General features: G+C 72.7%; 18 protein-coding genes. 11 read left to right on the plus strand and 7 right to left on the minus strand.

Going from position 1 to position 18,635, the window contains the following annotated elements; all coding sequences use genetic code 11:
* The 3 genes from ACPXBU_RS22955 to ACPXBU_RS22965 all read right to left on the minus strand — a co-directional run bounded on the left by ACPXBU_RS22955 (position 1) and on the right by ACPXBU_RS22965 (position 4,259).
* Complete coding sequence (locus ACPXBU_RS22955) at positions 1 to 3,453, minus strand: ATP-binding protein (protein ID WP_425759607.1); 3,453 nt, start codon at positions 3,451 to 3,453, stop codon at positions 1 to 3.
* 115 nt (positions 3,454 to 3,568) lie between these two features.
* On the minus strand, positions 3,569 to 3,931 hold the full coding sequence (locus ACPXBU_RS22960) for a hypothetical protein (protein ID WP_357252872.1): 363 nt from the start codon (positions 3,929 to 3,931) through the stop codon (positions 3,569 to 3,571).
* 13 nt (positions 3,932 to 3,944) lie between these two features.
* Positions 3,945 to 4,259: a hypothetical protein gene (locus ACPXBU_RS22965; protein ID WP_393369418.1), complete on the minus strand. Its 315-nt coding sequence runs from the start codon at positions 4,257 to 4,259 to the stop codon at positions 3,945 to 3,947.
* A 355-nt stretch (positions 4,260 to 4,614) separates the two neighbouring features.
* Between ACPXBU_RS22965 and folP the strand changes: the two genes are divergently transcribed.
* The 7 genes from folP to ACPXBU_RS23000 all read left to right on the plus strand — a co-directional run bounded on the left by folP (position 4,615) and on the right by ACPXBU_RS23000 (position 9,228).
* The gene (gene folP, locus ACPXBU_RS22970; RefSeq protein WP_425759608.1) at positions 4,615 to 5,511 is read left to right on the plus strand and encodes a dihydropteroate synthase; all 897 of its coding nucleotides are present in this window, start codon (positions 4,615 to 4,617) and stop codon (positions 5,509 to 5,511) included.
* On the plus strand, positions 5,508 to 5,876 hold the full coding sequence (folB, locus tag ACPXBU_RS22975; RefSeq protein ID WP_393369424.1) for a dihydroneopterin aldolase: 369 nt from the start codon (positions 5,508 to 5,510) through the stop codon (positions 5,874 to 5,876). Before folP ends, folB begins: the two co-directional genes overlap by 4 nt.
* On the plus strand, positions 5,873 to 6,400 hold the full coding sequence (gene folK / locus ACPXBU_RS22980; RefSeq protein WP_393369427.1) for a 2-amino-4-hydroxy-6-hydroxymethyldihydropteridine diphosphokinase: 528 nt from the start codon (positions 5,873 to 5,875) through the stop codon (positions 6,398 to 6,400). The genes folB and folK overlap by 4 nt, the downstream gene beginning before the upstream one ends.
* A 19-nt stretch (positions 6,401 to 6,419) precedes the next feature.
* Positions 6,420 to 6,959, plus strand: a complete 540-nt coding sequence (locus ACPXBU_RS22985; RefSeq protein ID WP_393369430.1) for a DUF3180 domain-containing protein — start codon at positions 6,420 to 6,422, stop codon at positions 6,957 to 6,959.
* 118 nt (positions 6,960 to 7,077) lie between these two features.
* Entirely contained in the window at positions 7,078 to 8,310 is a 1,233-nt protein-coding gene (locus ACPXBU_RS22990) for an ABC transporter permease (protein WP_425759609.1), read from the plus strand.
* Positions 8,311 to 8,362: 52 nt separating this feature from the next.
* Positions 8,363 to 8,671: a hypothetical protein gene (locus tag ACPXBU_RS22995; RefSeq protein WP_355032626.1), complete on the plus strand. Its 309-nt coding sequence runs from the start codon at positions 8,363 to 8,365 to the stop codon at positions 8,669 to 8,671.
* A gap of 53 nt (positions 8,672 to 8,724) precedes the next feature.
* Complete coding sequence (locus ACPXBU_RS23000; protein ID WP_393369436.1) at positions 8,725 to 9,228, plus strand: hypothetical protein; 504 nt, start codon at positions 8,725 to 8,727, stop codon at positions 9,226 to 9,228.
* Between the two features lie 148 nt (positions 9,229 to 9,376).
* On the opposite strand, the gene ACPXBU_RS23005 is transcribed toward ACPXBU_RS23000, so the two are convergent.
* Positions 9,377 to 10,381, minus strand: a complete 1,005-nt coding sequence (locus ACPXBU_RS23005; RefSeq protein WP_425759610.1) for an ABC transporter ATP-binding protein — start codon at positions 10,379 to 10,381, stop codon at positions 9,377 to 9,379.
* 2 nt (positions 10,382 to 10,383) lie between these two features.
* Here ACPXBU_RS23005 and ACPXBU_RS23010 point away from each other — a divergent pair, with 2 nt between their 5' ends.
* The 4 genes from ACPXBU_RS23010 to ACPXBU_RS23025 all read left to right on the plus strand — a co-directional run bounded on the left by ACPXBU_RS23010 (position 10,384) and on the right by ACPXBU_RS23025 (position 14,989).
* The gene (locus tag ACPXBU_RS23010) at positions 10,384 to 11,070 is read left to right on the plus strand and encodes an ABC transporter permease (RefSeq protein WP_425759611.1); all 687 of its coding nucleotides are present in this window, start codon (positions 10,384 to 10,386) and stop codon (positions 11,068 to 11,070) included.
* Positions 11,067 to 11,807: an ABC transporter permease gene (locus tag ACPXBU_RS23015; protein WP_393369445.1), complete on the plus strand. Its 741-nt coding sequence runs from the start codon at positions 11,067 to 11,069 to the stop codon at positions 11,805 to 11,807. Before ACPXBU_RS23010 ends, ACPXBU_RS23015 begins: the two co-directional genes overlap by 4 nt.
* Positions 11,808 to 12,008: 201 nt before the next feature.
* Complete coding sequence (locus tag ACPXBU_RS23020) at positions 12,009 to 13,013, plus strand: glycine betaine ABC transporter substrate-binding protein (protein ID WP_425759612.1); 1,005 nt, start codon at positions 12,009 to 12,011, stop codon at positions 13,011 to 13,013.
* A gap of 110 nt (positions 13,014 to 13,123) precedes the next feature.
* Positions 13,124 to 14,989, plus strand: coding sequence for a hypothetical protein (locus ACPXBU_RS23025; protein ID WP_425759613.1), 1,866 nt, complete (start codon positions 13,124 to 13,126; stop codon positions 14,987 to 14,989).
* A gap of 18 nt (positions 14,990 to 15,007) precedes the next feature.
* On the opposite strand, the gene ACPXBU_RS23030 is transcribed toward ACPXBU_RS23025, so the two are convergent.
* From ACPXBU_RS23030 to ACPXBU_RS23040, 3 genes are all read right to left on the minus strand, one after another.
* Complete coding sequence (locus ACPXBU_RS23030) at positions 15,008 to 16,195, minus strand: NADH-quinone oxidoreductase subunit D (RefSeq protein ID WP_425759614.1); 1,188 nt, start codon at positions 16,193 to 16,195, stop codon at positions 15,008 to 15,010.
* Positions 16,192 to 17,481, minus strand: a complete 1,290-nt coding sequence (locus ACPXBU_RS23035) for an SAM-dependent methyltransferase (RefSeq protein WP_425759615.1) — start codon at positions 17,479 to 17,481, stop codon at positions 16,192 to 16,194. Before ACPXBU_RS23035 ends, ACPXBU_RS23030 begins: the two co-directional genes overlap by 4 nt.
* A gap of 153 nt (positions 17,482 to 17,634) precedes the next feature.
* Positions 17,635 to 18,543, minus strand: coding sequence for an SDR family oxidoreductase (locus tag ACPXBU_RS23040; RefSeq protein ID WP_425759616.1), 909 nt, complete (start codon positions 18,541 to 18,543; stop codon positions 17,635 to 17,637).
* Positions 18,544 to 18,635 lie beyond the last annotated feature (92 nt).

Genomic DNA, 18,635 nt, shown 5'->3' on the forward strand with positions numbered 1-18,635 from the left:
TCACGCCTCCAGATCCGGCAGGGAGATGCTCGGTAGCACCCCGGCCGCCGCGGCGATCGCGGCGGGCGTGGTGTCGAGGTGGTCCAACAGCCCTTCGACGTACGAGACGTCGACGCGGACCTTCTGCACGCGGCCGTCGACGTCGCGCATGACGAACTCGCGGAAGCCGAGGCGGGTGGCCGAGCTGGTGTCGGCGGCGGAGAGCGAGGCGAGGGTGGCTTCGTACCCGTCGTTCACCGGCACCCGTAGCAGCCGTAGCGCTTCGGAGGCGATCTCGGCGTCTTCGGCGATCCGGCCGACGAAGACCGTGGAGACCAGGTTTTGCACGTCGAGGCCGAGGATGTCGCGCGGGTTCTGCGAGGCGACCAGGGCTGCGAGGTTCCATTTGCGGGAGTCCCGGGCGAGCCGGACGAGGAACGAACGCCCGGACCGCCAGCCCTCCATGAAGTGCGCCTCGTCGAGGCCGACGAGCTTGCGGGACGACATCGACCCGCCGTAGCAGCGGCGGACGGCGAGCCGGTGCGCGGTGTGCAGCATCGGCAGGGCCAGCGCCTCCTCGGCGGACCAGTACTCGCGTTCGATCTTGAGGTCGGGCAACCGCAGCCCAGCCATGGTGATCACGGTGAGTGCGGCGTCGGCACCGAGCAGCCCCTCGGGTGGCCTGCCGAAGAACAGCATGGCCAGTGGCATCTCGGCGGTGTCCAGCAGGAGGTTGGCCAGCTCCTTGCCGGCGTCGTCGTCGAGACGACCGAGGCAGCTCACCACGTCGTCCAGGGTGGACGTCTCCTCGGCGGGGACTTGTCGGACCGCGTGCCGGAACAGGGTGGCGGTCGACGCCTCGCGGGCCACCTGCGGCGGAACGAGCATCATGCAGATGTCCTGGACCAGCATCCGCCGCTCGGCCCGGGCGTTGGAGACCGCGATCTCGAACTCCCGGTCGCCGGCCGCGCCGGCGGCGAACTCGGTACGCAGTGGTGTGGGAATGAGTGAGTAGGGCGCCAGGGTGCCGTGCTCCGAACCGGTCAGGTTCAACACCCGGGAGTACGGTCGCAGCTCGGGCATCGCGCAGAGTCGGGCCAGCGGACCGGACGGGTCGAGCAGGGTCACCTGGACACCTCTGCGGGCTGCCAGGTAGCCCAGCGCGCCGAGCAGGGTCGACTTGCCGCCGCCTGGTTCGGCGACGAAGACCGCCAGCCCGGAGCGTTCGCGGACCTCCATGGGGAAGTGCAGGTCGAGGAAGACCGGCCGGCGGCAGGTGCCGGCGGTCCGGCCGATCAGGTCGCCCCGTCGGTCGCCCACGTTCGAGGCGGCCTGGGGGAGCGCGGCGGCGAGCAACGGCACCGGCATCCGGCGGACGTAGCCGGTGTTGGCGATCGGTTCGCCGGGGATGAACTCGCGGGCCAGCCAGTCCTGGTTCTTGGGGTGTTGCAGGGAGATGCGCAACTCCCGGGAGTAGAGCTGGATGAGCCGGCGGGCACGTTCCAGGCATTCCTCCCTGGTCCGGCCGCCGACGGCGATTCGGTGCCAGCCGTGTGCACGGGCCGAGTCGACCGGCAGGCCGGTGGTCATCTCGTCGCCGATCACCAGCGCGCGCTTGGCCAGTCGCTCCAGCTCCGGGGGTGCGTCGATGCCGTGCTCGGCGTAGTCGAGTTGCTGTGAGCGGATCATGCGCAGCCGGTGTTCGAGATTGCGGAAGGAGTCACCGGAGCCGAGGATGTCGACGCGGGTGGAGATCTCCATCGGCCACGGCAGCCGCTCGTGGAAGTGCAGCCAGGGCTCGTGCCGCTCGGGGATCTCCAGCGGCTCCATCCGGCCGACGGCGAGCACGGCCACGTGCCGTTCCTCGCCGGTCATCCGGTTGACGAGTTTCACCGTCGAGCCGTACGGGGTGCGGTAACGCTCCACCTGTTCGGTCAGGGCAAGCAGGTCACCGCGTTCCCAGTGCCCGTCGGTGACGGGAGAGAGGGTGCCGGGCGGGGACATGCACAGTGCCACCGAGCGGTAGAGCAGCCACTCCAACTCCTGGGCGGTGACCCGCCGGCCGCGCATGCCGAACGCGCCGAGCACCTCGTCGAACTGTTCCACGGTGCGGCCCAGCTTGCGGCGTTCGCCGTCGGCGGTGCCCCGGCCGAAGGTGCGCAGCAGCCGCTCGGTGAGCGAGTCGCCCAGGGAGCGGCGGGCGAAGGTGACGCCCAGGTAGGTCTGGCCCTCGGCGTGGTTGACAGCCATCAGGTGCCGCTGGGCGGCGACCAGGTGGTCGGCCCAACCGGTGGTGCCGGCGACGTCGGCGAGCGGCGCGGGGGTGTGTGCGTCGATGGTGCGCGCCCACTCGTCGGCGGGGAACGGCCGGGTGGTGCGGCGCAGGTGCAGCCGGAAGCCCGCCAGGCCGGCGTACTGCTCGGAGATGGCTGACAGCAGCGCTTCGCGTTCGGCGTCCGGCCGGAATGCCCAGCGGACCTCGGGCAGCCAGTACCAGGCGGTCACGGTGTTGGGGGTGAAGGTCAGGTGACCGGCGATCTCGGTGATGGCCAGCTCGACCGACGGGTCCCGATCACCAAATTTGATCTTCGGAGCGCGGACCCGGGTCGGTTTGGTCGGTCGGCTCGCGGCCCGCTGCCGGGACGGGGCGATCTCCCGGCCGGTCGGCTGGGTGTCAGGGCCCTCGGGCCGGTCCGAGTCCGCGGCGCGCCGCGACGTGCGCTCCAGCGCCGGCCGTTCGGTGGGCCCGGTGTTGGGCGGCTGCTCAGCCGGGGCGGTCGGCCGGGCCGGTTGAGCTGCCGGTCGGCCCGTCTGCGTCGTTGACCGACTCTCCGGAGCGGGCGCCGGACGGCGGCTCGGTGTGGTGCTCGCCGGCCCGCTGACGGGACCGGTGCTTGCCGGTGGTGTGGTGGGGGTCCGGTCGGGCTCAGCCGATGGACGGAGCATCGGCAGCCGGTCGCCGGCCTGGTGCGGCACCCGGGACTCGCTGGCCGGGTGGCCACCGCCGTGGCGTGGCTCGACGGGCCGGCGGCCGCCGCGGGGCTGGTCGTCGGGCGTCCATGGTGGTTCCAGCTCGGGAACCGGACGGGCCGGCGTCGCGCTGACCTGCGGCGGCGCCGCGCCGACCTGCGGCGGTGCCTGCGGTGGGCTCGCCGGCTGCTCCTGGGTGCTCGGGCCGGCCGTGACAGCTCGCGCGGCACCGGGCCGTGCCCCACCGAAGAGGTCGAGGAAGGGGGAGTCGATGTCGGCGTTCTCGCCGGCCGACACCGCGCTGGGCTCGGCGGGTGGCGTCCGGCGGGGGATCGGCCGGGGCGCCTGGAACACGCCCACCGCCCCGTGACCGGGCGACGTCACGAGCGCGGGATCGAGCGTCACCTCGTCCTCGTCTTCGGCGTAGTCGAACGATTGCGCACGGTGACCGGCTGGCACGGCCGGGTGGCCGGCCGGAGAGCCCGGCGTGGACGAGCGACTCATGCGACCGCCTTAAGGCCTGTTTCAGAAGAACTGGCCGCCCTTGTGAAACAGCCCCTGGTGTAGGGCGGCAGGCTCGCACCCGCGTCGTGTGACGAACCGATCGACGTACGCCCGGTCATGCCAGCTCCTCCCGGATCCTGATCCGGCTGCCGACCAGGCGCGGGTCGCGCTGCTCGATCGCCGGCTCCCGGGTGCGCCGCCAGTCGGTCAGCGCGGTGCGGATGACCACCCGCGCCGGCCGATCGGGGTCGACGTGCCGGAAGATGAACGACGTGGTCACGATGGCGAGCGCGATCTCCCAGGCCGGGAAGAGCTCGACCGTAAACGTGAACAGCCAGTGGATGAACATGTAGAGGGGGACCAGCAGCATGAAGAGCCCGTACTGGGCGTAGGGCAGGTGAACCGGAAGGGTGTAACCGGGCGGCCCGAGGTAGACCAGGCGGGCCCGGTAGATGTCGTCGTCGGTGCGCAGCCGCATCTGGTGAACGCGCCTATTCGAAGATCAGGTCGATCAGGTAATCACCGACGAAGAAGAGTGTTGCCGCGCCGGCGATGAAGGCGAGCCCGACGATGGCGATCGCGGAGCTGGTCAGCACCTTGGAGATCTCGCCCCGGCTGGCTCGGCCGATGAAGATGACGCCCAGGACGGCGAGCAGGATCGGCGCGATCTTGCCGGCGAAGAATTTGACCACACCGTCGGTGTCGATCCCCTTCGGAGCCGGCTCCGCGAGCGGAGTCGACGCCAGGGTGGAGAGCGCGTGGGCGACGCCTGACGACGCCGTCTCCATGAGCTCGAAGGCGATCACTGGAACCTCCCCATAGCGCGGCCGGCGGTGCCGCGGCGGTGCGATAGGCAAGCCGAACGGGAAATCTGCTCCACAGGGCATGGCGTTCTTGACCCTGCGTTCGTTACTCACCACGGAGGGTGGCGAGGTTTGGGCGGATTTTCCCCGCTTCGGCCCTCCCTCCAAGCTTCGCCATCTCGATGCTGGCCAATTCCAAAGCGTACGGGCCGCCCCGGATTGCGACAAGCCGCGAAGGGACGGCCCGATCCTGCCTGAATGACCGATCGTACACCTGTTCTAATGAGCACGTCAGGGGTGGTCGGGTGAGTCGACCCGGGCCGGTTGGCGCCGCCGCCGCGACCGGTACCGTCTAGTCGTGACCGATCTGGTGCGGGCCTCGGGCCCGGTGGTGATGGGCGTCCTCAACGTCACACCGGACTCCTTCTCCGACGGCGGACGGTACGCCGACCTCGACTCGGCCGTCGGACACGGCGTCCGTCTGCGCGACGCCGGCGCGCACCTGATCGACATCGGCGGTGAGTCCACACGTCCCGGCGCCGAACGGATCGACGCCGCGACCGAGGTCGCCCGGGTGTTGCCGGTCATCCGCGAGCTGACGGCCGCCGGCGTGGCGGTCAGCATCGACACCAGTCGCGCCCGGGTGGCGGAGGCCGCGCTGTCGGCCGGGGCGGCCGTGGTCAACGACGTCTCCGGCGGGCTGGCCGACCCCGACATGGCCCGCGTGGTCCGCGACGCGCGCTGCCCCTGGGTGTTGATGCACTGGCGGGGCCACTCCCGCGCGATGCGCGAGCTGGCCAGCTACGGCGACGTGGTGGCCGACGTCCGGGCCGAGCTGGCCCAACGGATCGACGCGGCGCTGGCCGCCGGAGTCGCCGCCGACCGGCTCATCGTCGACCCGGGGCTCGGTTTCGCCAAGACGGCCGCGCACAACTGGGAACTCAGCGCCCGCCTGCCGGAGCTGCTGGATCTCGGCTGTCCGCTGCTCTTCGGAGCCAGCCGCAAGTCGTACCTCGGTGGGTTGCTGGCCGCCCCGGACGGCACCCCACGACCGACCGCCCAGCGGGAGGCGGCCACAGTGGCCACCAGCCTGCTGGCGGTCGCCGCGGGAGCCTGGGGCGTACGCGTGCACGACGTACGAGCCACAGTCGACGCGCTGGCCGTCTGGGCCGCGACCGGCAGTCCGCGCCTGGCCCGGTCGTCGCGGGACACGGAGCGCGCACACCACGATCACGAGCAGGGGGTACGGCGATGACGACGGACCGGATCCAGCTGACCGGCCTACGGGCGCACGGCCGGCACGGGGTGTACGACTTCGAACGCGAGCAGGGGCAGGACTTCGTGGTCGACGCCGTCCTGGAGCTGGACCTCGGCCCGGCGGCCGCCAGCGACGACGTCGCCGACACCGTCCACTACGGCGAGCTGGCCGAACGCCTGGTCGCGGTGGTGACCGGCGAGCCGGTGAACCTGATCGAGACGCTCGCCGATCGGCTCCTGATGGTCTGCCTGGCCGACGAGCGGGTGCGCACCGCCACCGTCACCGTGCACAAACCGGAGGCCCCGGTGCCGCACACCTTCACCGACGTGGCCGTCACCATGACCCGGACGCGGACCCGTTGACCAGGGCCGTGCTGTCGCTCGGCAGCAACCTGGGCGACCGGCTGGGCCACCTACGCACGGCCGTCGCCACGTTCGGCGACGCCGTACTCGTGCTCTCCGGGGTGTACGAGACTCCACCGTGGGGTGACGCCGACCAGCCCGCGTACCTGAACGCGGTGTTTCTCGCCCAGGACGCGACCGCGACCCCCCGCGACTGGCTGGAGCGGGCCCGCGACGCGGAGCGGGCAGCCGGCCGGGTCCGTGACCCGCGGCGCCGGTTCGGGCCGCGCACCCTCGACGTGGACGTGATCGCGGTCTGGGGTGACGACGACGAGCCGGTGATCAGCGAGGACGAGGAGCTGACCCTGCCGCACCCCCGGGCGCACCTGCGGGCCTTCGTGCTGCGGCCGTGGATCGACATCCAGCCGTACGGTCGGCTGCCCGGCCACGGCTGGCTGACCGACCTGCTCACCACCGGCCCCGCGGCCGACGACGCGCTGGAACTGCGTCCCCGGCCGGAGTTGGCGTTAGAGTCGACGGCATGACCGAGCGGAGTCGGCCGGCATGACGCAGGCGAAGTCCCCACCACCGGGCGGGTCGGGCCCGGACCGGTCCCGGATGGGCCCCACCCGGATTTCGACACTCGTCGTGGCCGCCCTGGCCGCGGCGGCGGTGGCCTGGCTGCTGATCAGCGGCCTCTACTACAGCGGCGTCCCCCGGCTGCCCTGGCTGCCGGTGGTGACGCTGGCCGGGCTCGCCGTGCTCGAGGGGTACGCCGCGATCAACACCCGGGGCCGGATCGAACGCAAGCCCGGCCGGGACGCGGTCGATCCACTGCTGGTGGCCCGCCTCGTGGTGTTGGCCAAGGCGTCGGCGCTGGCCGGGGCCATCTTCGCCGGCTTCTACGCGGGGCTCACCGGCTGGCTCTTCCTGGAGACCACACGCGCGGCACTGGACGATCGACCGGCCGCGGGTGGGGGTCTGCTCGCCTCGCTGGCTCTGGTGGGCGCCGCGCTGTGGCTGGAGCGCTCCTGTCGGGTGCCGGAGCGCCCGGACGACGACCACGAGCAGGACCCACGGGAGAGCCGCCCCGGCCAGCGCTGAGCAGGGGGTTACGCCCGGCTCCGAGCGCGGGTACGGTGCCTGCGATCGGAGAGCAAGGGCCGCCCACGGTCCGTCCGCGCGCCGGACCGGGACGGCCGGCCACTGGGGAGGCGGCGTGATGGGGTACGAAGAAGCGGGCCGGGACCGCTCGGCCGAGCCCTCGTCCGGGGTGCCGGTCGCCGTTCTGGAGAACGTCTTCGACGACCCCACCCACGGTGAGCCCGGCCGGGACCGGATCGGTGTGCAGCTGGTCTGGGAGCTCGTGCTGCTGGCCGCGCTGGCCACGGTGGGCTGGCTGCTCTGGCAGGAGGACCAGAACGCCGTGCGCGCCGACAACCTGCGCGCGCTGCTCGTCGACGCGGTCGGGTTGGGGCTGCTCGCCCTGGCCGCCGGGTTGAGCCTGCGGACGTCGGCGCCGAACCTGGCCGTCGGGCCGGTCGCGGTCGCCACCGCCCTGCACTACGCTGAGCAGGGTGATCGGGGCCTGCCGGCGTCGGTCGGCCCGGCCGTGGCGGTCGCCGCGCTGGGCGGGCTCGCGCTGGCGCTGACCGTGGTGGTGCTGCACGTGCCGGGCTGGGCTGCCAGCCTGGCCGGCGCGGCCGGTGTGGTGGTGTTCATCGAACGCCGTTCGGCGCCCGTGCTGGTGCAGGGCGACTACGACCCGGGGCGCAGCGCCGGATACCTGTTCGCGGGCTTCGCGGCGGTGGCCGTCCTCGGCGGGTTGTTCGGCGCGACCCGGGCGATCCGCCGGCTGGTCGGCAGGTACCGGCCGATCGCCGACCCGGCTCGCCGGCGGGGCGCGGTGGCCGCCGTGGTCACCGGGGCCGCGCTTGTCTTCTCCACCGTGCTGGCCGCCCTCGCCGGTGTTCTCGTCGCCGCCAACCACCCCGGCTCGGCCACCGACCCCGGGTCGGTCGCGCCCACCTCGGGGCTGGACTGGACGGTCCTCGCGATCGGGGTGGCACTGCTCGCCGGCACCAGCGCGTACGGGCGTCGCGGCGGCGTGTTCGGCACGCTGCTGGCGGTCAGCCTGGTCACCGTCTTCCAGGCGTACGCGCCGGAGCGTGGTTGGACGCTGAGCACCTGGGCGGTGGGTGGCGCCGCGCTCGGCGTCGGGTTGCTCGTCACCCGGCTGGTCGAGACGTTCGGCCGACCCCGACCGGGCAGCACCGACCGACCCGAGCCGGTCACCGACGGCACGATCAGCACGGGTTGGACCATGCCGCAGTCGCAGTCGGTGGAGAACTGGCCGCCGACGTTGCCGACGCCGGCCGCGCCGCAGCCGGTGGACCCGTGGCGGGATCCGCGTTGGGAGGACAGCCCGCGTCGGTGGGACGCCGACGAGCGGTGATCAGGGCGGCGTCCGCCGAGCCGGAGCTGATCTCGACCGTTAGGCTCGGCGCATGACCGACACACCTGCCGCCACCCCCGGCGGAACCTCGTTCGCCGAGCTCGACGCGCTGTCCACCGAGGAGCTGCGGGAGCGGGCGTTCGCCCTGGCCCGGGAGCGTCGCGACGTCAAGTTCTACTGGTCGGTGCTGCGGCACCTGCCGAACGCGGACGAGGCCACGGTGCTGGACGGCGCACCGAACTCGATTGGCCCGACCATCGACGAGGCCAACGCGCTGTGGCGGGAGCTGACCGGTCACGGTTACGAGGAGTCCGCGCCGCTGCTGCGGGCCGCCTTCATCGACTACCTGCTGAAGCACTGAACCGCTCGGGGCAGCCCAGGTCCGCCCGGACGACGGGTTCGGGGCCTGGGCGGATGGCGTCGCTCTTCCACCGCTCCGGTCCGGTCAGCCGCTACGGCACGGCCGCCGGCACCGGTGCCCTCGCCGTGTTGTTGCTGGTCGGGATCTGTGGCAGCCCGGCGTACACCGGTTGGGCCGCCACCCAGACCGACCCGGAGTCGGCCGGTGCCTTCTATCTGCGCCTGCTGGCGTGGCCGGCCTGGCGGCTCGACGCGGACGGGCAGGCCGGCGGCCTGTTCGCCGCCGACCTGCGGGCCGTGCTGCTCGTGGTGTTCGCGGTCGCCCTGCTCTACCTGTTGCCCGCCGCGCAGGTGGCCCGGGTGCCCGGCTCGGTCAGCCAGTTCCTCTCCGGCTGGGCCGCCTACGTGCTCGCCGGCGGGCTCGCCGCCGTGCTGGCGGCGCTGCTCGGCCCGGATCCGTCGCTGCTGAAAGCCCTGCAGGACGCCAGCACCGGCGCCGGCTACGGCTTCCTCACCGGGTGGATCATCGGCACCGCCAGCCTCGGCGGTCGCGCCTGAGCTGGCCCGGCGTGGTCGCGCCTGAGCTGGCCCGGCGTGGTCGCGCTTGAGCTGGCCCGGCGTGGTCGCGCTTGAGCTGGCCCGGCGTGATCGCGCCTGGGGCGGTCGGGACCGGGCCGCCGGCGGCGGCAGCCCGGTCGCCGTCAGGTCAGTTCGCCGGTCGGCCCAGGTCGAGCAGGCGGTGTCGGCTGAGCGTGCCCACCGGTCGGCCGGCGTCGGTCACCACGAGCTGGTCCCGCCCCGAGGTGAGCAGCACCGCCAGCGCGTCGTAGGCGGTGCCGTCAAGTGCCACGGTGGGCAGGTCCGCGGCGGCGTCGCCGGGTACGGGCTCCAGCGACTCCCGGTCGAGTGGGGTTACCGCCAACCGGCGGATGCCCCGGTCGGCGCCGACGAACTCGCGGACGAACGGCGTGGCGGGTGCGCCGAGCAGTGCGGCAGGCGTGTCGTACTGCTCCAGGTGCCCACCCTCGGAGAGGACCGCGATCCGGTCGCCGAGCCGGACCGCCTCGTCGAGGTCGTGGGTGACCAGGACCGTCGTCTTGCGGACCTCGGCCTGGAGGCGGAGGAACTCCTCCTGTAGGCGGGTCCGGACGATCGGGTCGACGGCCGAGAACGGCTCGTCCATCAGCAGCACCACCGGGTCGGCGGCGAGCGCGCGGGCCACCCCGACCCGTTGTCGCTGCCCACCGGAGAGCTCGTGCGGGTAGCGCCCGCCGAACTGGGCCGGGTCCAGGCCGACCAGGTCGAGCAACTCGTCGACCCGGTCGCGGGTCTGGCGCTTGGGCCAGCGGAGCAGGCCCGGCACGGTGGCCACGTTGGCCCGGACCGTCTGGTGTGGAAAGAGGCCGACGTTCTGGATCACGTATCCGATGCGGCGGCGCAGCCGCACCGGGTCGACGTCGGTGACGTCCTCGTCGCCGAGCGTGATCCGGCCGGCGGTCGGCTCGATCAGGCGATTGATCATGCGCAGCACGGTCGACTTGCCGCAGCCGGACGGGCCGATCAGCACGACCAACTCGCCGGCCCGGACGTCCAGGCTGAGTTCCCGGACGGCCTCGGTGCCGTTCGGGTAGCGCTTCTGGATGCCCTGTAGGGAGATCGACGCCGCGCGAGGGGATCGGGCCGCGTCGGCAGCCTTCGGGGTAACGTCCACGTATGTCCTTCCGCCTGAGCTACCGGGCCGACCCGGGTAACCCCTGGTTCTCCTGGCAGTACGTGCGGGACAACTCTGACACGATCCTCGCCGCCGTGCGCGAACACGCCTCCCTCACCGGGCGGGCGGTGCTGCTCGCGGTGTTGATCGCGCTGCCGTTGTCCGTGCTGGCGTACTGGTTCCGGCCGCTCGCCGGTCCGATCCTGGCTGTCAGCGGGGTCGTCTACACCATCCCGTCGTTGGCGCTCTTCGCGTTCATCGCCCCCTACCTGGGCACCGGGAGCACCACAGTGCTTGTCGGGCTGGTCCTCTACGCGCTGCTGCTGATCGTCCGCAACGTGGTGGCCGGCCTCAACCAGGTGCCCCCGGAGGTCGGCGAGGCCGCCGAGGGCATGGGTTACGGCCGGTGGGGGCGGCTGTTCCGGATCGATCTGCCGCTGGCGCTCCCCGGCATCGTGACCGGCGTACGGCTGGCGACCGTCTCGACCGTGGCGTTGGTCACAGTCGGCGTGCTGGTCGGGCATGGCGGCCTCGGGCAGTTGATCTTCGCGGGCTTCCAGAACAACCTCTACAAGGCCGAGATCATGACCGCCGCGCTGCTCTGCGTGGCGCTCGCGCTCGTGCTCGACCTCCTGCTCGTCCTGGTCGCCCGGCTGGTGACCCCCTGGTCCGCCCGGAGGGCACGGTGACCGTCGCGGAGAATCCGATCGGCCAGGGGATCACCTGGATCAACGACCCACTCAACTGGACCAACCCCGGCGGCATGCTGGACCGGCTCGGTGAGCACCTCACCATCTCGGCCCTGGCGGTGGCGCTGGGCTGCCTGGTGGCCTGGCCACTCGGGCTCTGGCTGGGGCACCTCGGCCGGGGCGGTGGCCTGGTGGTGCTGGTGTCCAACGCCACCCTGGCCATCCCCACCCTGGCCCTGCTGACGATCCTGCCGGTGGCCTTCGCCAGCGGCTTCGGGCGGACGCCGGTCGTGGTGGCGCTTGCCGTCTTCGCCGTGCCGCCGCTGCTGGCCAACGCGTACACCGGAGTGCGGCAGGTGGACCCGGAGGCCCGCGACGCGGCCCGGGGGATGGGCCTGTCCGGCGGGCAGTTGCTGCGCCGCGTCGAGTTGCCGCTCGCGGTGCCCTACCTGGCGGCCGGCTTCCGGACCGCCGCGGTGCAGGTGATCGCGACCGCCGCACTTGCCTCGTTCGTCAACGGCGGAGGCCTCGGCCAGATCATCCGGACCGGCTTCGGCATCGGTATCGCGGCCGGTGGCGGGCAGATCGTCGCCGGCGGCGTGCTGGTGGCTGGCCTGGCGCTGCTGGCCGAGGTGGTCCTCGGCGGGGTCGAACGCCTGGTCACCCCCCGCCCGCTGCGACGCGGGCGACAGCGGCTGGGTCGGCCCCGCGCCGCGGACGCCACCGGGCGCGCCTGACCCGTCCGGGTGAGCCCCGCGTCAAGCCGGCCACCGACGCCGGTCCGATCGGTGACGATGAGGTGACGAAGTCCATCCCAGGTTGTCGGTCGGTTGCGGAGCATGTTGGGTGGATATTCGCGGGCGACCGACAGTCAGGATCGCCCGTCGGACACGCGGCCGGCCCGGGACGGGCCGCGCCGGGACACGGAAGGCGGGCACATGCGCGCACGTACACGTCTGGCGATCGGCGCGATAAGCGCCGTCGCCGGGGCAGCACTTCTCACCGGTTGCGGTGACGCCGGCTCGTCCGGCACCGACGCGCCCCAGTCGAGCGCCTCCGGCGCCGGCTGCGCCCCGGTGGCCGGCAAGCAGCTCATCGCTCTGCAGGACGACAAGAAGCTCCAGAACTCCGACAACGTCATTCCCGCGGTCAACAGCAAGGCGGCCAACCCGCAGTTGCTCGCCGCGCTGGACAAGGTCTCCGCCGTGCTCGACACCCCGAAGCTGGTCCAGCTCAACAAGGCGGTCAACGAGGACCGCAAGACCGCCAAGGTGGCGGCCGAGGAGTTCGCCAGCGCCAACAACGTCACCGCGGGCATCGCCAAGGGACCGGGCGGCGACATCGTGGTGGGCGCCGCCAACTTCGCCGAGAGTCAGATCCTGGGCGAGCTGTACCGGATCGCGCTCACGGCCGCCGGCTACCAGGTCAAGGTGCAGCAGATCGGCAACCGCGAGCTGTACGAGCCGGCGCTGGTGAAGGGCGAGATCCAGGTCGTCCCGGAGTACGCGGCGACGATGGCCGAGTTCCTCAACACCAAGGACAAGGGCGGCACTCCTCCGCCGATCTCCTCGCCCGACATCAACACCACGGTGACCGCGCTCAAGGCCGAGGGCGACAAGGTGGGCCTCACCTTCGGCACCCCGGCCGCCGCCCAGGACCAGAACGCCTTCGCCGTCACCAAGGAGTTCGCCGACAAGTACGGCGTGCGGACCCTGTCCGAGTTCGCCGCCAAGTGCTCCGGCAGCGCGACGAAGCTGGGTGGCCCGCCGGAGTGCGAGCAGCGGGCCTTCTGCAAGCCGGGCCTGGAGAAGACGTACGGGCTGAAGGTCGGCTCGTTCTCCTCCCTGGACCAGGGTGGACCGCTCACCAAGAGCGGTCTGCGGGACGGCTCGATCAGCGTGGGCCTGATCTTCTCCTCGGACGGCGCGTTCGCCACCAGCTGAGCCCTGCCCCCGGGCGTGCCGCGGACGCCCCCGCCCCGACCGGGCGGGGGCGTCCGCGCATCCCGGGACCCCGTTCCCTCCGGTGAAGCTCGTCGGTAGGCTGCACATCCATGCCAGCCCCGGCCACCTCAGACGCCCGGCGTCGACCATCGCTGCTGACCGTGCTCTTCTGGGCGGGGGTCGCTCTCGCCCCGGTGGCGGCGCTGATCCTGCTCGTCGCCGACGGTAACGGCCCGCTGCGCTTCGCCGCGGTGCTCGCCATCGTCGCGGTGGTGCTGATCGGCCTGTCCATCGCGCTGCGGCCCGACGACGAGGGCGCGCGAGCCGACGAGCTGCTGGATGAGATCGAGGAGCTTCGCCGGGAGCTGCGGACCGAGATCGCCACCGCCACGCAGCGCGGTAGTCAGGCGCTCGACCAGGCGCACCGGGCACAGGAGGGGATCGCCGCCGTCCGTCGCCGGCTGGACGCCAGCGGTGCCGCTCTCGCCGGTGCCGCTCCCGTCGGCGCTGCCGCCGCCGCTCCCGTCGCCGCCGCCGCTCCCGTCGCGGAGCCGCCGGGCCCCGGCCGGGCGCGGGTGCCGAGTGTCGCGCCGCAGGTGGACAACGCGCCGGTGGCCCGTAGCCGCGTCCAGGTGCCGGGTGACGCGCCGCCGGTCCGGGCCCGAGCGGCCGGCCCGGACGACGCGTCCCGGTGGGGCCGTCCCGCGCACCCGGACGACGACGAGCCGGCCTACCCACGGGAGGCCGCCGAGCCGCGGGCGGCCGCGAGGACGTACGGCGCGGCGCGCCCAGCCGACACCGCGCACGGCTCGGCGCGTCCCCGGGAGCACGACCGCCCCGAGCCGGCGCACCGGCCGGGCGGCGTGGTCCGGCACACCGAGACCGTGCACGTCACCACCCGGCACACGGTCGTGGACGGCGGGCCGGCCGAGCCGACCGGGCGTTACGACGGCGAGTACCCGGGCCGGTGGACGCCACCGGCGCAGGAGTGGACCCGGGGCGGCGGCGCGGACGAGCGTGGCCGTTCGGCCGGCCGATCGAGGGGCGAGCCGGTGGAGCACCCCCGAGCCGGGTACGACGCCGACCGGCACCCCGGCGACGACCGGGCACGCTCCGGCGACGACCGGGCCCGCTCCGGTGATGACCGCGCGTGGGAGGCGTCGGGTCGGCGTGCCGACCGGAACGGTCCGGACGGCAACGAGCCGGGTTGGACGGGTCGCCGCGACGAGCCGGAGTGGACCGATCCACGCGACGCGTACGCCGAGCCCGACGAGCCCGGCCCGGCGGCCAGGTCGCACCACGCGCCGGAGCGGCCGACCTCGGGCTCCTGGGACAGCCCGGACGATCGCGGTTGGCCGGAACAGCGTGATCGGGCGGGTGCGGCCGCTCCCCAGCCCGGTCCGGCCCTGCGGGCCGACGACACGGGCGAGTACTGGTCGCAGCTGCGGGCCGGTGATCGGTGGGCCGCCGTCCGCGACGACGAGAACGGCCGTGAGCTGCGCGTCGGCGAGCGCCGGGCCGAGGTGCGCGCCGACGCCACCGGCACCGAGTACCGGGTGGCCGACCGTTGGGCCGAGGTCCGCCATGAGGAACCCCGCCAGCACGAGCAACCGCGCCGCTACGAGGAGCCGCGCCAGCACGCCGAGCCGCGCCGCCCTGAGGAGCCGCGCCGGCGCGAGGAGCCGCGCCGCTACGACGAGCCGCGCCGCCCGGAGGAGCCGCGCCGCTACGGGGAGCCGCGTCGGCACGAGGAGGGCGAGTCGTACCACCGGGCCGAGCCGACGGACCGGCCGGCGCTGCCGGTGGGCGGCGTCCCGGTGCCGGACGAGTGGCGGCCACCGCGCCCGCGCGGTCAGCAGGCCGAACCCGCACCCGAGCGGACCGGTAGGCGCCGGGTCGACGAGCGCTACGGCTACCCGCCGCAGGACGACGCACCGCGCGCCGGCGGCACCCCGCCCGGCGACCGCTGGCGCTGACCGGTCAGCCGGCTAGCGTCACTTGTCGATGTCGCCGACCACGAAGAACATCGAACCGAGGATCGCGATCAGGTCCGGCACCAGGCAGCCGGGCAGCAGGGTGGCCAGCGCCTGCACGTTCGCGTACGAGGCGGTGCGCAGCTTCAGTCGCCACGGCGTCTTCTCACCCCGGGACACCAGGTAGTAGCCGTTGATGCCGAGCGGGTTCTCCGTCCAGGCGTACGTGTGCCCCTCCGGCGCCTTGAGCACCTTCGGCAGTCGAGTGTTGATCGGCCCGGTGAGCTGGTCCACCCGGTCCAGGCACTGCTCGGCGAGGTCCAGCGACGCGTACACCTGGTCCAGCAGCACCTCGAAGCGGGCGTGGCAGTCCCCGGCGGTCTTGGTGACCACCGGCACGTTCAGCTCGTCGTACGCCAGGTAGGGGTCGTCGCGGCGCAGGTCCAGGTCGAGCCCGGAGGCGCGGGCCACCGGCCCGGACGCGCCGAACGCGGCGGCGTCGGCGGCGGAGAGCACACCCACGCCCACGGTACGGGCCAGGAAGATCTCGTTGCGCCGGATCAGGTGGTCCAGGTCGGGCAGCCGTCGGCGAACCTCGCCGATCGCCGCGCGGGCCCGACCGGTCCAGCCGTACGGCACCTCCTCCTTGAGGCCACCGACCCGGTTGAACATGTAGTGGATCCGGCCGCCGGAGACCTCCTCCATCACCGCCTGGATGGTCTCCCGTTCCCGGAAGGCGTAGAAGATGGGCGTGATCGCCCCGATCTCCAGCGGGTACGAGCCGAGGAACATCAGGTGGTTGAGCACCCGGTTCAACTCGGCGAGGGCCATCCGCAGCCAGGTGGCCCGCTCCGGCACCTCCATGCCCATCAGGCGTTCCACCGCGAGCACCACACCCAGCTCGTTGGAGAACGCCGAGAGCCAGTCGTGCCTGTTGGCCAGCACGATGATCTGCCGGTAGTCGCGCACCTCGAAGAGCTTCTCCGCCCCCCGGTGCATGTAACCGACGATCGGCTCGCAGGCGACCACCCGCTCGCCGTCGAGCACCAGCTTCAACCGCAGCACACCGTGCGTGGAGGGGTGCTGCGGGCCGATGTTCAGCACCATGTCGGTGCCGAGCTGCTGATCGCCGGTGCCGGCGACCAGGCCGGCCCCGGTGCCGACGGTCAGTTCACGGAGGTCCCCGGCGTCGGTGGTCATGCCCGTCATCGTGCCACGGCCGGGCCGAGCGGGATGCCGACCGGTTGGCGCAACCACAGGTGCCCACCGAGCCCGGCCGGATCGGTCAGCTCGGCGACCGCCGACGCGGCGGCCAGCGCCCGCACGTACCCCGCCGGGTCGGTGCCGGCCATGCTCAGCGGGGGTCGGCCGCCGTCGGCCCCGAGCGCCCGCAGCGCCTCGGCCTGCGAGACCAGGGAGTACGCACACCTGGCGACCGCCGCACCGGCGGAGGCGACGGAGTCCATGGCCACGTGGGCGGTCACGTCACTCGACCCGTCCGGCACCGGAGGCACCTGCCGCCCGGCCCGGTACCCGGTCAACGTCCCGTGCACGGGCCTGTTCTCCCGCAGGTGCCCGTAGTCGACCGCGACCGCCAGCCCGCGTTCGATCCTGCCTATCGCGTCGGCCCACGCCTCATCTCTGCTGCGGCCGATCTCGGCTCGTAGGTGGTCACTGTGGGGGGTTTCGGGGCAGCCCGGCCGGCTCCGGGCGGTCAGGCTTGATCCCTGCGCCGGCCGGGCTGCCCCGAAACCCGACTCGCTTTCGCTGGTCGGGTCTGTCCCGGCCACCCCCGGACTCGGGTCGCTGTCCGTGCTGGGCGGGCTCGCGGGGTTCAGCCACCACCTCGCCAGCCACTCAAGATCAGCGGGACTGACCGGGTCGCCGATCGTCTCTGTGCCGCTCTCGGGGTCGACCAGTACGTATCGCCAGCCCTCTTCGGTGTGTGCCGCTATGTCCAGGGGGACGTTGTCCAGCCACTCGGTGGCCAGGAGCACTCCGGTGATCTTGGTGGGGATCTCGGCTGTCCAGTTGATCTCTTCGGGCAGGTTCTCGGGGCGGTGGGCGTACTCGACCGCTGTGAAGCGGACCCGCTGCGCAAGCGGCGGGCGGACGGTGACCGACGACGGCTCGTCGGGTGACGGACGGGCGGACGCCGTGGGAGTCGGGGTTTCCGGGGAGCCCGCCCGCGCAGGGATCAAGCCTGACCGCCCGGAGCGGGTGGGCTCCCCGGAAACCCCCACCGCGACCCCGACGGCCTGGTGGATCGCTCGCAGCAGTTCTCCTCGCCCGGCACCCACGTCGACCACGTCGAACCGTGGCGGGTGGCCGAGTGCCGAGTCCACCTCCGAGATCAGGCGCAGCAGGGCGCTCGTGAACGCGGGTGAGGCGTGCACGCTGGTGCGGAAGTGGTCGGCCGGCCCGGTGCCGGCGACGAAGAAGCCACCCGGCCCGTAGAGGGCTCTGCTCATGGCGTCCCGCCACGCGATCGACATCCACCCACTCCGATTCCGGCCCCACGTCACGATCATCCGCGCCCCGCTCGGCAGCGGAGGGCGCGCGGTGATCAGTTGCTGAAAAGTAGGTCAGGAAAGCTCCCGGTACCTACTTTTCATCATTTGATCAAGGTGGGCTCCCCGGAAATGTGTTCAGGCCTGGAAGTAGTGCCCCTCGTTCAGGTCGGCGATCAGGTCGGGGTGGGTGGGGACCCAGCCCAGCAGTTCGCGTGTGATCGCGGATGACGTCGGGTTGTCCATCTGCGCGAACGACCCGAGGAAGCCGAAGAAGTTGTCTGCCTCGTCGGGGCTGATGCTTCGGACCGGGATGTCCAGGTTGCGCCCGATGGCGGTGGCGATCTGCCGGAAGGAGACTCCTTCGTCGGCGGCTGCGTGCAGGCGTGCACCGGCCGGGGCCTTTTCCAGGGCGAGCCGGTAGAGCTCGGCCGCGTCGAGCGTGTGCACGGCCGGCCACCGGTTGGTGCCCTCGCCGACGTATGCGGCGTACCCGTGCTGCCGGGCGGCGGCGATGATGGCGGTGATGAAGCCGTAGTGGTCGAGCGTGCTGTGCACGGTGGGCGCGAGCCGGACGATGGAGGAGCGCACACCGCGGGCGGCGAGGTCGACGACGAAGTTCTCCGCGTCGATCCGGTAGCCGCTCGGGAAGGCGTCGCGCTCGGTGCCGGGGCGACCGACGATGCCGCCCATCGCGAGCATGGCTGTCCCGCTGGTGCCGACCAGGGGTTTGCCGGAGCCGTCCAGGCCGTCGGCGAGTGCCCCGAGGGCGGCCAGGTCGGTTTCGGCTGCGCCGGCCATGTCGCCGTTGATCATGAGGTCGTGGCGGAACGCCAGGTGGATCACCCCGTCGGAGGTGGCGGCTTCCTGGCGGAGCACGTCGAGGTCGGACAGGTCGCCGCGGCGTACGTCGGCGCCGAGCTTCTCGATCGCGGCGGCGGACGTGTCGGAGCGGGCCAGGCCGACGACGTCGTGTCCGGCGGAGATCAGCTTCGGTACGACCGCGGAGCCGAGGTGGCCGGAGGCGCCGGTGACGAATACACGCATGGCAGTTCCTTTGCGAGAAGCGGATGTCGCCTTGTGACATCACCGTAGCTCACGATGTCGCAAGGTGACATGGGTCAACGAAAATAATGTCG

The organism is Micromonospora sp. DT231 (genome assembly GCF_049847025.1).
In the GTDB taxonomy this organism is placed as follows: Bacteria; Actinomycetota; Actinomycetes; order Mycobacteriales; family Micromonosporaceae; genus Micromonospora.